We start from the raw sequence: 12,819 nt of genomic DNA, 5'->3' as shown, positions 1-12,819 counted from the left end.
TTCGGCGGCGGACGCCGCGACGAGGAGAAGGCCCGGGCCAAGGAACGGGTGTTCTCGCTGCGCGACGAGTTCTCCCAGTGGGACCCGCGCCGCCAACGGCCCGAGCTGTGGAACCTCTACAACGGCCGGCACGCACCCGGCGAGCACGTCCGCGTCTTCCCGCTGTCCAACTGGACCGAGCTGGACGTGTGGCAGTACATCGCCCGCGAAGGCATCGAACTCCCCCAGATCTACTTCGCGCACGAGCGTGAGGTGTTCCAGCGGGGCGGGATGTGGCTGACCGCCGGTGAGTGGGGCGGCCCCAAGGACGGCGAGACCGTCGAGAAGCGGCAGGTGCGCTACCGCACGGTCGGTGACATGTCCTGCACGGGCGCCGTCGACTCCGACGCGATGACCCTCGACCAGGTCATCACCGAGATCGCCGCGTCCCGGCTCACCGAGCGCGGCGCCACGCGCGCCGACGACAAGATGTCCGAGGCCGCGATGGAAGACCGCAAGCGCGAGGGGTACTTCTAAGCATGAGCACCATCACGACCGAGGAACTCTCGGCCACCACCCTGCTGCGGTTCGCCACCGCGGGCTCCGTCGACGACGGCAAGTCCACCCTTGTCGGCCGGCTGCTGCACGACTCCAAGTCGGTGCTCACCGACCAGCTGGAGGCCGTGGAGCGCGTCTCGGCGAGCCGGGGCCAGGAGGCGCCGGACCTCGCGCTGCTGACGGACGGCCTGCGCGCCGAGCGCGAGCAGGGCATCACGATCGACGTGGCGTACCGCTACTTCGCGACCCCGCGCAGGCGGTTCATCCTCGCCGACACGCCCGGCCACGTGCAGTACACCCGCAACATGGTGACGGGTGCCTCCACGGCCGAGCTGACGGTGGTCCTGGTCGACGCCCGCAACGGCGTCGTCGAGCAGACCCGCCGCCACGCCGCGATCGCCGCGCTGCTGCGCGTGCCGCACGTGGTCCTGGCGGTCAACAAGATGGACCTGGTCGAGTACAAGGAGTCCGTGTTCGCGGGAATCGCCGAGGAGTTCACGGCGTACGCGACCGAGCTGGGCGTCCCGGAGGTCACCACGATCCCGATCTCGGCGCTGGCCGGGGACAACGTGGTGGAGCCGTCCGCGAACATGGACTGGTACGGCGGTCCGACGGTGCTGGAGCACCTGGAGACGGTCCCGGTCAGCCACGACCTGGCGCACTGCCACGCGCGCCTTCCCGTGCAGTACGTGATCCGGCCGCAGACCGCCGAGCACCCGGACTACCGGGGGTACGCGGGCCAGATCGCGGCCGGTACGTTCCATGTCGGCGAGCAGGTCACGGTCCTGCCTTCGGGCCGTTCGACGAAGATCTCCGGCATCGACCTGCTCGGCGAGCGGGTCGACGCGGCGTGGACGACGCAGTCGGTGACCCTCCTGCTGGAGGACGACATCGACATCTCGCGCGGCGACCTCATCGTGCCGAGCAAGGACGCGCCGCCCACCACGCAGGACATCGAGGCGACCGTCTGCCACGTGGCCGACCAGCCGCTGGCCGTCGGGCACCGCGTGCTGCTCAAGCACGGCACCCGCACGGTCAAGGCGATCGTCAAGGACATCCCGGCCCGTCTCACGCTCGACGACCTGTCCCTGCACCCGCACCCGGGACAGCTCGTCGCCAACGACATCGGCCGCGTGAAGATCCGCACCGCCGAGCCGCTGCCGGTCGACTCGTACGCCGACTCGCGCCGCACCGGCTCGTTCATCCTGATCGACCCGAGCGACGGCACCACGCTCACCGCGGGCATGGTCGGCGAGTCGTTCGCCGCGCCGGAGCCGGTCAAGGACGCGTCCGAAGACGACGGCTGGGACTTCTGAGCATGAAGACCACGGACTTCTACTCGACGTTCGCGAAGGAGGGCGGCCGTGTCGGCAGCGGCGCCCTCGGCAGCGGGCAGGGCGGAGTCGCGCGATGTGCGCGATGACGTACGCGCACCGCTTGCGCGCCCCGTCCCCCCACCCGACGTCCCGGAAGCGACGTAGACCTGCCGACCTCCCGGCCACGACCTGAGAGACCGTGACCGCCGGGCCAACGAGAGGAAAGCCTCCCGTGCCTGTCAACCGCTCAACATTCCTTCGCCGCGGCATAGCCGTGATCGCAGCTCTCCCCCTGCTCACCCTCGCCGCCTGCGGTTACGGGTCCGACTCCGACGACGACTCCTCGAAGGCGAAGGTCGCCGCCGGGTCCACGAAGATCGACGGTCTTGACTCCGTCAAGATCGGTTACTTCGGCAACCTGACCCACGCGACTGCGCTCGTGGGCGTCCAGAAGGGCTTCTTCCAGAAGGAGCTCGGCGCCACCACGGTCAAGCCCGCGATCTTCAACGCCGGTCCGTCCGAGATCGAGGCCCTCAACTCGGGCTCCATCGACATCGGTTGGATCGGCCCCTCCCCGGCGATCAACGGCTACACCAAGTCCGACGGCAAGAGCCTGAAGATCATCGGCGGTTCGGCGTCGGGCGGCGTGAAGCTGGTCGTCAACCCGAAGAAGATCAAGTCCCTGAAGGACGTCAAGGGCAAGAAGATCGCCACCCCGCAGCTCGGCAACACGCAGGACGTGGCGTTCCTCAACTGGGCCGCCGACCAGGGCTGGAAGGTCGACGCGCAGAGCGGCAAGGGTGACGTCACGGTCGTCCGCACGGACAACAAGATCACCCCGGACGCCTACAAGTCCGGTTCCATCGACGGCGCCTGGGTGCCGGAGCCGACCGCGTCCAAGCTGGTCGCGGAGGGTGGCAAGGTGCTGCTCGACGAGGCATCGCTGTGGCCCGACAAGAAGTTCGTGATCACGAACATCATCGTGCGGCAGGACTTCCTCAAGGAGCACCCGAAGGCCGTCGAGGCGGTCCTGAAGGCCTCGGTCGAGACCAACAAGTGGATCAACGCCAACCCGGACGAAGCCAAGGCGGCGGCGAACAAGCAGCTGGAGACGGACTCCGGCAAGGCGCTCCCGACGAACGTCCTGGACCCGGCCTGGACGTCGATCAAGTTCACCGATGACCCGCTGGCCTCCACCCTCAACGCCGAGGCGGAGCACGCCGTCAAGGCAGGTCTGCTGGAGAAGCCGAACCTCGATGGCATCTACGACCTGACGATCCTCAACAAGGTCCTCAAGGCCGAGGGCGTGAGCACGGTCGACGCCGCCGGTCTCGGCACCAGCTGACGCAGACCCGACGAGTTCCCAGGAGGTGACGACCATGGCCACGACCACGACTCTCGCCAAGGCCGCCGAGTCGGTCGAGTACGCGGCACGCCTTGAGCATGTCTCGAAGTCCTTCGCGACACCGGGCGGGCAGCAGCTCGTCCTGGACGACATCAGCATCGATGTCGCGCCGGGTGAGTTCGTCACCCTCCTGGGGGCCTCGGGCTGCGGCAAGTCCACGCTGCTGAACCTGGTGGCGGGGCTGGACAAGCCCACCGCGGGCTCCATCACGACCGACGGCCGCCCGGCCCTGATGTTCCAGGAGCACGCACTCTTCCCGTGGCTGACCGCGGGCAAGAACATCGAACTCGCCCTGAAGCTCAGGGGAGTTCCCAAGAACGACCGCCGCGGCAGGGCCGAGCAGCTGCTCGAACTGGTCCGGCTGAAGGGCGCGTACGGCAAGCGCGCCCATGAACTGTCGGGCGGTATGCGCCAGCGCGCGGCACTGGCCCGCGCGCTCGCGCAGGAGAGCAACCTCCTGCTGATGGACGAGCCGTTCTCGGCGCTCGACGCCATCACGCGGGACGTGCTGCACGACGAGCTGACCCGTATCTGGGAGGAGACCGGCCTCTCCGTCCTGTTCGTCACGCACAACGTGCGCGAGGCGGTACGGCTCGCGCAGCGGGTGATCCTGCTGTCGTCCCGTCCGGGCCGGATCGCGCGCGAGTGGACGGTCGACATCCCGCAGCCGCGCCGCATCGAGGACGCACCCGTCGCCGAACTGTCCCTTGAGATCACCGATGTACTGCGTGGGGAGATCCGCCGTCATGGCCAGCACTGAGACGACGCCGGTCCAGGACGCCGGGAGCGTCGAGGCGGGCCTGGACGCACTGGAGACCACGGCCACCGGCCGTCCGACCCTCCGGCAGACCTTCGTCAACAAGATCCTGCCGCCGGTCGCCGCCGTCGCGGTGGTCCTCGTGGTCTGGTACATCCTCTACCCGATCATCGACGACCCGACCAAGCTGCCCTCGCCGGGCGCCGTGGGGAGCGCCTTCCAGGACGCCTGGCTCAAGGGCGACCTGCTCGGCTACATCTGGACCAGCGTCTCGCGCGGTCTGCTGGGCTTCTTCTTCGCGCTGCTCATCGGCACCCCGCTGGGTCTGCTGGTGGCACGGGTGAAGTTCGTGCGCGCAGCCATCGGCCCGATCCTGTCCGGCCTCCAGTCGCTGCCGTCGGTGGCCTGGGTGCCGCCGGCCGTGATCTGGCTGGGCCTGAACAACTCGATGATGTACGCGGTGATCCTGCTCGGCGCGGTCCCGTCCATCGCCAACGGTCTGGTGTCCGGCGTGGACCAGGTGCCGCCGCTGTTCCTGCGCGCCGGACGCACGATGGGCGCGACGGGCGTCAAGGGCATCTGGCACGTCACCCTGCCGGCCGCGCTGCCCGGCTATGTGGCGGGCCTGAAGCAGGGCTGGGCGTTCTCGTGGCGCTCGCTGATGGCGGCGGAGATCATCGCCAGCTTCCCCGACCTGGGCGTGGGCCTCGGCCAGCTGCTGGAGAACGCCCGTACCGCGAGCGACATGGCCATGGTGTTCGAGGCCATCCTGCTCATCCTGTTCGTCGGCATCGCGATCGACCTGCTGATCTTCAGCCCGCTGGAGCGGTGGGTGCTGCGCAGCCGCGGTCTGCTGGTGAAGAGCTGAAGTCCCATGCACAAGAAGCCCGTTCTTCTCGTCATCGCCCACGGCAGCCGCGACCCGCGGCACGCGGCGACCGTCCACGCCCTCGTGCGGCGGGTGCGGTCGCTGCGGCCGGGGCTGCGCGTGGAGACGTGCTTCCTGGACTTCAACATCCCGTCGGTGCACGCGGTGTTGGAGTCCCTGGCGGCGGAGGGCGTCCGTGACGTCGTGGCGCTCCCGTTGCTGCTGACCCGCGCCTTCCACGCGAAGGCGGACATCCCGGCGGTCCTGCGGGACGCGCCGCCGCAGCTGCGGATCCGGCAGGCGGAGGTTCTCGGCCCGTCGCCGCTGCTGCTCTCCGCACTGGAACGGCGGTTGTACGAGGCGGGGCTGACGCCCGCCGACAAGTCCTCGACCGGGGTCGTACTGGCCTCGGCGGGGTCCACCGACCCGGAGGCGATCGCAGTGATCGCAGACATCGCGCGGGAGTGGCGGCACACCGGTTGGTGCGCCGTGCGACCTGCGTTCGCCTCCGCATCCCTCCCCCGCACCGAGGACGCGGTGCGGGAGCTTCGGGCACTGGGCTGCCGGCGGGTGGCCGTCGCCCCCTACGTCCTGGCCCCCGGCTTCCTTCCGGACCGCATCGCGCGGGGCGCGGCAGAGGCGGACGTGCTGGCCGAGGTGCTGGGTCCGGCTCCGGAGGTGGCGCGGGTGCTGCTGGAGCGGTACGACGCGGCGCGTATGCCGGCGCTCGCGGCTGTGGGTGCCTGACGGCGGAGCGTCTCTAGAACTCTGTGTGTGCCTGGGGTTTCCGGGCTTTTCGGGCACAGCGTGGCCGTGTGCGGTTGCCGTCTGGTGGTCCGATCCTCGGGGTGAGGGGGTGGACCTCGGTGGCGTGCAGTTGGTGGAAGCCGGTCCGCTCGGCGGCGCGGGTGCGCCGTCGACAGGTTCTGCGTGAGAGCCGCCTGCGTCCGGCCGGAGGTGCGGCTGTCGGACAAGGGGGAGCTGATCATCCCACCGCTGTCGGCCGAGGACGTCCCGGCCGAGGCACAGGCCCTGCGCGACGAGCTCTCCGAACTGCTGCCGCTGGCCCCGATCGCCTCGCTGCTGGTGGAGCTGGACCGTCGCACCGGCTTCCTGGACTGTTTCACGCACGCCAGCGGGAAGCAGTCGCGCAGTGCCGAGCTCAAGCGCAACCTGCTGGCTGTGCTCATCGCTAATGCCACGAATCTGGGGTTGGTGCGGATGGCCGAGGCGTGCGGGATCTCCTACGACATCCTGGCCTGGACCGAGGAGTGGTACATCCGCGAGGAGACCCTGGCCGCGGCGAACGCGGCGATCGTCAACTACCACCACCGCCTCCCACTGACCCAGGTGTTCGGCGGCGGCACACTCTCTTCCTCCGACGGGCAGCGGTTCCCGGTGCAGGGCAAGTCGACCACGGCGCGAGCGATGAAGAAGTACTTCGCCGGGCCTGGTCGGGGCATCCGTCGAGCGCTCAGATTGATCTGCCAGCTATTCGGGGGCCGCTAAGAGCGACGCCCCCGCCACCTGGGGGATGCGGCGAGCGGGGGCGTCGCGGCCTGGGCGCCGTCAGGTGGCCGCCAGCGCCTCGGTCGGTGGGAGGCGGGCGGCGCGTACCGCGGGGTAGAAGCCGGCCAGGCCGCCGATGACCAGGGTGGCTCCGACGCCGCCTGCCATCGCCCACGGCGGGACCACTGTCGGCCAGCCCTGGTAGGAGGCGTAGCCGGCCGTCACCGCGATGCCCAGCGCGACGCCGCCGAGGCCACCGAGCGCGGACAGCAGCAGCGACTCGCACAGGAACTGGGTGCGGATCTGGCCCCGGGTCGCGCCGAGCGAGCGGCGCAGGCCGATCTCGGCACGGCGTTCCAGCACCGAGATGACCATGGTGTTTGCCACCCCCACGCCGCCGACGAGCAGCGCCACCGCGCCCAGGCCGAGCAGGAGCCCGGAAAGGGCGTCGTCGGTGGCCTGCTTCGCCGCGAGGGCGTCGGAGGGCCGGGAGACGTCCACCTCGTTGGGGTTTTGCGGGTTGCTGGTGGCGCCGAGCACCTCTTGGACGTCGGCGACGGACTCCTCGTCGGCGCGGGTGTAGATCGTCGTGGCGTAGCCGTCGAAGTCCAGCTCCTTCTCGGCGGCCGCCCAGCCGATCAGCGCGGCCGAGTCGAGCTCGGGGGCGAGTTCGTTGGCGGCCAGCACGCCGACCACGGTGAACCAGCGGTCGCCCAGCCACACCTGCACGTCCGGTCCTGCCTCGTACACGCCGAGCCGCTCGGCCGCCGTCGAGCCCAGGACGACCGCCGGGTAGCGGGCGGTGGCGGCGTTGAGCCAGCGGCCGACGGCGAGCTCCACGCCGACCGTCTTGGGCAGGTCGGTGCGGGCGGCGTACACCGCGATGCCGCCGGTCTCCGCCTGCGGGATGTGGTCGTTGCGGTAGACCTTCGCGTCGGTCTTGCCGATCGCCGAGACCGACGTGACAGCGTCGATGGCCTTGACCATGTCCACCGCCTCGTCGGGCAGATGGGCCGCGTTGCCGGAGAAGGACTGTCCGGGGGCCGCGGTCAGCAGGTTGGTGCCGAGCGCGGCCAGCTTGCGGTTGAGCTGCTCGGTGCTGGAGGTGGAGATGCCGACCACGCCGATCATCGCGGCGATGCCGATGGCGATGCCCAGGGCGGAGAGGAAGACCCGCATCGGGCGCGAGCGCAGGCCCGAGCCGCCGGTGCGGATCACGTCCGCCGGGCTGAGCCGGGCGGGCTTGGGGCGGGCCGGGGTCTGTGTACTCATGCGCCCACCCGTTCCGCCACGGCTGCGTCGTGCTCGATGCGCCCGTCCTTGATCCGCACCTCGCGCGGCAGCGAGGCGGCGATGTCCCGGTCGTGCGTGATCACGACGACCGTCGTGCCGGCCCGCTGCAGCTCGTGCAGCAGCTCCATCACCACCGCGCCGGAGCGGGAGTCCAGGGCGCCGGTCGGCTCGTCCGCGAGCAGCAGCGCCGGGTCCCCCATAACGGCCCGGGCGATGGCGACGCGCTGCTTCTCGCCGCCGGAGAGCTGGTGCGGCTCGTTGTACAGCCGGTGGCCCAGTCCCACGCGGCGCAGCGCCTGCCGCGCCAGCTGGCGGCGCTCGCGCAGCGGCCGACCGCCGTAGAGCATCCCGTCCGCGACCGCGTCGAGCGCCGGGACGCCGGACGCCAGGTGGAAGGACTGGAAGACGAAACCGATGGTGCCGGCGCGCAGCGCGGACAGTCCGCGGTCAGAGAGATCGTCCACCAAGTGGCCGTCGATGCGGACGGTGCCGGAGGTGGGGCGGGCCAGGGTGCCCATGATGTTGAGCATGGTGGTTTTTCCGGAGCCGGACGGGCCGACGATCGCCAGCATCTCTCCGCGCCGGACCATGAGGTCCGCGTCGGCGAGGGCGGCCACGTCGCCATAGGTCTTCGAGAGCCCGGCCAGCTCGACTATGGGCGGTCTCACTGCGGGATCCCCACCTTCAGGTTCTTGGTGATGCCGTCGCCGGATATTTCGACCATGCCGTTCGCGAACAGGCCGAGTTTCACGGGTCGGTACTCCACCCCGCTCGCGGTGACGGCCTGCACGGCGTAGCCGCCGCCCTTGCGGGCGACGAGGGCGTTGACGGGCACGGCCAGGACGTTCTTGCGGGTCTCCGCGGCGAGGGTCACGTCCACCGGGGCGGCCTGGTAGCGGCCGAGCTTCTTTTGGTCTTTCACCGACAGCGTGACCGGCAGCGTGGTCGTGCCGCTGCTGCCGCCGCTGTCGGCGGGCTGGGCGGTGGCGGCGTTGCCGACGTGGGTGACGGCGGCGTCGGCCTCGGTGCCGTCGGGAAGCTTGACGGTGGCCTTGGTGCCTTCCTCGACCAGGTCCTCGTACTGCGTCTCGAGGTCGACGGTGACGAGGCGCTGGGTGCCGGTCCAGGTGAGGACCTCGCCGGAGGCGGCGTTGCCGCGGGCGGATTTCACCTCGGCGACGCGCTTGGCGCCGGAGGCCACCACCGCGTCGCCGGGCGCCACCTTGCCGGTCTCCTCGCGGCCCAGGTCCTCCTGCCACGCCTTGACGGCGTCCGCGGTGGCGGAGGTGTACTCCTCGTCCACCGTGAAGCCGGTGTAGCCCAGCGCGGCCAGATTCTTCTCCAGCAGCTTCACCTCCGCGCCCTCGGCGCCGACGTCCAGGGTGCGGTACAGCGGAGTGGAGCCGTACAGCAGTGGCACCTTGTCCTCGTCCACGCTGTAGACGGCTTCGCCGCGCTTGATCACATCGCCCTCGCCGGGCAGCCAGGTGAGCGTCCCGGCGCCGTCGCCGGAGTCGTCGCCCGCGGAGCTGCCCTTGGCGTCGCCGCCCGCGGGCTCGCTGCTCCCGCCGCCGGCGGCCTGCACGGAGCTCGCGTCGCCGTAGCCGAGGGTGCCGGCCACGGTCTCGCTGCGGGTCAGGGTGGTCTGCTCCACCTCCGCGGTGCGGGCGGGGCCCGAGGGGGCGGCCGCCGGGGTGTTCCCACCGTCGCCGCCGAGTGCGCCGGTGGCGGCGATCCCGCCCGCGGCTGCCACCGCGATGGCGGCCAGGACGATCAGCGAGGTACGCACCGGGTGCCGGCGGCGCCGTGGCGGCCCGGCGGCCTCGGCCGGGACGCCATCGCCGTCGCTGTGGTCGACGACGGCACCGCCCGGCTCCGGGGCGACGGCGGGCCCCGCTGGGAAATCCGGCCTGGTCACTGGCCGCCGCCGTTCTGCCTCATCGTGATGCCGGCCGGACGTTTGTCCTCGCAGGTCTCAAAGGCTTTGTCCAGCTTCGGATCTTCGCCGCCCGTGCCGACGCCTGTCATGTCTACCTGCCCTGTGTCGGCATCGGGGTCGGGGAAGTCCTTCACGCCGTTGTCGCGGATGCAGTTCGCCCACGCGCGGCCCTTCGCCGCGTCGATCGGCTTGCCGCCGTTCGGCCCGCTCTCGCCCTGCGGGTCGAGGTCCTTGCAGGCCTCCTGCGCCTTCTTGAATTCCGGCGAGTTCGGTTCGATGCCGGAATCCCTGCCGATCACGGAACCGCCGTCGTCGTTCGGGTCGGGGAACTTCGGCAGGCCGTTCTCGCGCATGCACTTGGCGAACGCCAGCTGCTTGTCCTTGGCACCGGTGGGCGATGCGCCGGAGGCGGAGGCGGAGTCCCCGCCGCCGGAGCAGGCCGTCAGCAGCACGCCCGACAGCAGCAGCGGGACCAAGGGCAGCGCCCTGACCCAGTTTCGCTTGGATGACTCGGCTCCGGCCGAGCTGTCCCGTGAAACTCTCACCTGACCTGGTGTTCGTCGCATCCTTGCCGCTCCTCGTCTCGCTGACGCCGTCGGTCTCCGTCGCGCCGACCGGTCATACGAACAGCGATCGTGCAGGGGCAGAATCAGCGGGCCTTGAGTCGAATCTCAGAGGTTCCTGAAGAGCCCCGCCGGCCGGCACTCAGTGATTCCTGAGAAAGCCCTGAGACGACGCTCAGGCCGGCGGGTCAAGATGGAGACACGGCCAGATCGAATGTGCGGAGGCAGGGCAGACATGAGCGAGGCGAGGCACGGACCCCGGCCGGCGTCGAAGACACGGCTGCTGGTGGTCGAGGACGAGCCGAACCTCCTGGAGGTGCTGGCCGGAAGCCTTCGCTATGCAGGGTTCGACACGGCCACCGCGACGACCGGGCAAGAGGCGCTGACGGAGGCCCGGCGCCATCGCCCGGACGCCGTCGTCCTCGACGTGATGCTGCCCGACATGGACGGCTTTGAGGTCCTGCGCCGGCTGCGCGCGAGCGTGCCCGTGCCCGTGCTGTTCCTCACCGCCAGGGACGCCACCGAGGACAAGGTCCGCGGCCTGACCATCGGCGGCGACGACTACATCACCAAGCCGTTCAGCCTCGACGAGGTGATCGCCCGTATCCACGCCGTACTGCGCCGGCACCATGACTCCGGCGCCGCCCCGGCCGCCCGGCTGACCTTCGCCGATCTCGAACTGGATCAGGAGACGTACGAGGTGTGGCGATCCGGCGAGCGGATCACCCTGACACCCACCGAATTCAAACTGCTGCGCTACTTCATGACCAACCCCAGCCGGGTCCTGTCCAAGGCACAGATCCTCGATCACGTCTGGAACTACGACTTCCATGGTGACAGCGGGATCGTGGAGACGTACATCCACGCGTTGCGCCGCAAGATCGGCGAACCGCAGGCCCGGCTGATCCACAACCTGCGCGGGATCGGCTACGTGCTGCGGCAGCCCTCGTGATCCGACGCCTTCTCGCGCGGCTGTCCTTACGAGTCCGCCTGGTCGCCGCCATCCTCCTGCTCGTCGCCGTGGCGCTCACCGCCATCAGCGCGGTCGGGGTGACGGTCCTGCACGGACAGCTACTCGCCCGGGCCGACTCCCAGCTCAGCGCCGTGGCCGCCACGTACCCCGCTACGCCGGTCGGCGGGAACGCGCAAGAGGAGCCGGCGGGCGGGATGCCTGGCATCGCGCCGGCAGTGGATGGTTCAGCCGTCTACCGGATCCAGCAGTACGACGCTGACGGGAAGCCGGTGAAAGACGGCCGCGAGCCGCCGGATCCGGCGACTGGTCCCCAGGTCCCCCAGGACGCGGCTTGGCTCGACGAGCACGCGGGTCACCCGGTGACCGTGCCGGCGCGTGCAGGTGGCGGCATCTGGCGCATCCTGATACGGCCGCTGACGGACACGTCAGGGTGGCTCGTGATCGCGATGGACCTCGACGAGCTGAACGGCACGATCTCCCGGCTGGTCAGGATCGACCTGACCGTGGGCGCACTCGGCCTGTTCCTCCTGTCCATCATCAGCATCGTGATCGTGCGGGCGAGCCTGCGCCCGCTGATCAAAGTGGAGAAGACGGCAGCGGCCATCGCCGCAGGTGACCTGTCCCAGCGGGTGCCGGAACATCCACCGCAGACCGAGCTGGGCCGCCTCGGCCGCGCGCTCAACGGCATGCTCACCCAGATCGAGGGGGCGTTCCTGGCTCGGGCCGAGTCGGAGTCGTCGGCCCGGCGGTCGGAGGAGCGGATGCGTAGATTTGTCTCCGACGCCGGACACGAGCTGCGCACGCCGCTGTCGGTCATCCGTGCCTGGGCGGAATACGCCCACCACGGGCCCCGCCGGGATCGCGCCGATCTCGAGCGGATCCTGTCCACCGTGGGCACGGAAGCCACCCGGATGAGCAGGCTGGTGGAGGATCTGCTGCTGCTCGCCCGGCTGGACCAGCAGCGTCCGTTGGAGCGGAATCCAGTCGATGTGCTCGCACTGGCCGTCGACGCGGCACGCGATGCCCGACTGCTCGCCCCCGAGCGTGAAATCCGGCTCGCGGCCGACGACCGTGCGGACTACGTCGTCACCGGCGACGAACTCCGGCTGCGCCAGGTGCTGTCGAATCTGACCAGCAACGCCCTCACCCACACCCCACCCGGCACACCCGTGGTGATCAGGCTCGGGCCCGGTCGACTCGACGAGGCACCCGCGCTGGTGCTGGACGTCGTGGACCACGGCCCCGGCCTCACCCCGGAACAGGCAGAGCGCGTCTTCGAGCGGTTCTACCGCACCGACACCTCACGAACGCGCCGCACCGGCGGCTCCGGGCTCGGACTCGCCATCGTGACCTCGCTGGCCGCCGCCCACCAAGGCACGGTGAGCGTGCACAGTCCGCCCGGGGCAGGGGCGACGTTCCGCATCACCCTGCCGCTCGCGGATGCCGGCCCACCTGCGAACGAGCTTCGCGAGATGCCCGACGACCCGAACAAGCCCCATGCCGCCACTGATGATCGAGCTCCCAACATATGATGAACCGTACGAGTCGGTGCGAAGCGCCGCGGCTTTCCGGGCGGCGGGGATCATCGTTGACGTGATGTCCGGAAACGAACGTTCGCGAGACACTCTCGCGGTGATCGCGTTCCCGCAGGACGGGGCT

The 12,819-nt window shown here is 70.3% G+C and carries 13 protein-coding genes; 9 read left to right on the top strand and 4 right to left on the bottom strand.

All coding sequences use genetic code 11. From position 1 onward, the window contains the following. The 7 genes from cysD to ABT114_RS31510 all read left to right on the top strand — a co-directional run. A partial coding sequence (gene cysD / locus ABT114_RS31540) for a sulfate adenylyltransferase subunit CysD (protein ID WP_351146298.1) occupies positions 1-516 on the top strand: 516 nt, incomplete at its 5' end. Positions 517-518: 2 nt separating this feature from the next. Next, positions 519-1,853, top strand: a complete 1,335-nt coding sequence (locus tag ABT114_RS31535) for a sulfate adenylyltransferase subunit 1 (RefSeq protein WP_351146297.1) — start codon at positions 519-521, stop codon at positions 1,851-1,853. Between the two features lie 232 nt (positions 1,854-2,085). Next, the gene (locus ABT114_RS31530) at positions 2,086-3,198 is read left to right on the top strand and encodes an aliphatic sulfonate ABC transporter substrate-binding protein (protein WP_351146296.1); all 1,113 of its coding nucleotides are present in this window, start codon (positions 2,086-2,088) and stop codon (positions 3,196-3,198) included. A gap of 34 nt (positions 3,199-3,232) precedes the next feature. Then, positions 3,233-4,018, top strand: coding sequence for an ABC transporter ATP-binding protein (locus tag ABT114_RS31525; protein WP_351146295.1), 786 nt, complete (start codon positions 3,233-3,235; stop codon positions 4,016-4,018). Next, the gene (locus tag ABT114_RS31520; RefSeq protein ID WP_351146294.1) at positions 4,005-4,883 is read left to right on the top strand and encodes an ABC transporter permease; all 879 of its coding nucleotides are present in this window, start codon (positions 4,005-4,007) and stop codon (positions 4,881-4,883) included. The genes ABT114_RS31525 and ABT114_RS31520 overlap by 14 nt, the downstream gene beginning before the upstream one ends. Before the next feature lie 6 nt (positions 4,884-4,889). Then, entirely contained in the window at positions 4,890-5,630 is a 741-nt protein-coding gene (locus tag ABT114_RS31515) for a sirohydrochlorin chelatase (RefSeq protein WP_351146293.1), read from the top strand. Between the two features lie 183 nt (positions 5,631-5,813). Then, a complete protein-coding gene (locus ABT114_RS31510; RefSeq protein ID WP_351146292.1) occupies positions 5,814-6,392 on the top strand; it encodes a Tn3 family transposase in 579 nt (192 codons plus the stop codon). Between the two features lie 60 nt (positions 6,393-6,452). Here the strand turns inward: ABT114_RS31510 and ABT114_RS31505 are convergent, their stop codons facing one another. The 4 genes from ABT114_RS31505 to ABT114_RS31490 are packed head-to-tail and all read right to left on the bottom strand — an operon-like array spanning position 6,453 to position 10,100. Beyond that, entirely contained in the window at positions 6,453-7,664 is a 1,212-nt protein-coding gene (locus tag ABT114_RS31505; RefSeq protein WP_351146291.1) for an ABC transporter permease, read from the bottom strand. Next, positions 7,661-8,353: an ABC transporter ATP-binding protein gene (locus tag ABT114_RS31500; protein ID WP_351146290.1), complete on the bottom strand. Its 693-nt coding sequence runs from the start codon at positions 8,351-8,353 to the stop codon at positions 7,661-7,663. The genes ABT114_RS31505 and ABT114_RS31500 overlap by 4 nt, the downstream gene beginning before the upstream one ends. Continuing rightward, positions 8,350-9,603, bottom strand: coding sequence for a peptidoglycan-binding protein (locus ABT114_RS31495; RefSeq protein WP_351146289.1), 1,254 nt, complete (start codon positions 9,601-9,603; stop codon positions 8,350-8,352). The genes ABT114_RS31500 and ABT114_RS31495 overlap by 4 nt, the downstream gene beginning before the upstream one ends. Beyond that, a complete protein-coding gene (locus ABT114_RS31490) occupies positions 9,600-10,100 on the bottom strand; it encodes a hypothetical protein (protein WP_351146288.1) in 501 nt (166 codons plus the stop codon). Before ABT114_RS31490 ends, ABT114_RS31495 begins: the two co-directional genes overlap by 4 nt. A gap of 322 nt (positions 10,101-10,422) precedes the next feature. On the opposite strand from ABT114_RS31490, the gene ABT114_RS31485 reads away from it, so the two are divergent. Next, a complete protein-coding gene (locus ABT114_RS31485; RefSeq protein ID WP_351146287.1) occupies positions 10,423-11,139 on the top strand; it encodes a response regulator transcription factor in 717 nt (238 codons plus the stop codon). Beyond that, entirely contained in the window at positions 11,136-12,692 is a 1,557-nt protein-coding gene (locus tag ABT114_RS31480) for a sensor histidine kinase (protein ID WP_351146286.1), read from the top strand. Before ABT114_RS31485 ends, ABT114_RS31480 begins: the two co-directional genes overlap by 4 nt. Positions 12,693-12,819 lie beyond the last annotated feature (127 nt).

The sequence above is a fragment of the Streptomyces sp. NPDC002088 genome (assembly GCF_040296605.1).
GTDB lineage: Bacteria > Actinomycetota > Actinomycetes > Streptomycetales > Streptomycetaceae > Streptomyces.
The sequence above is the reverse complement of the archived record's forward strand: the minus strand, read 5'-3'. Positions and strand labels throughout refer to the sequence as shown.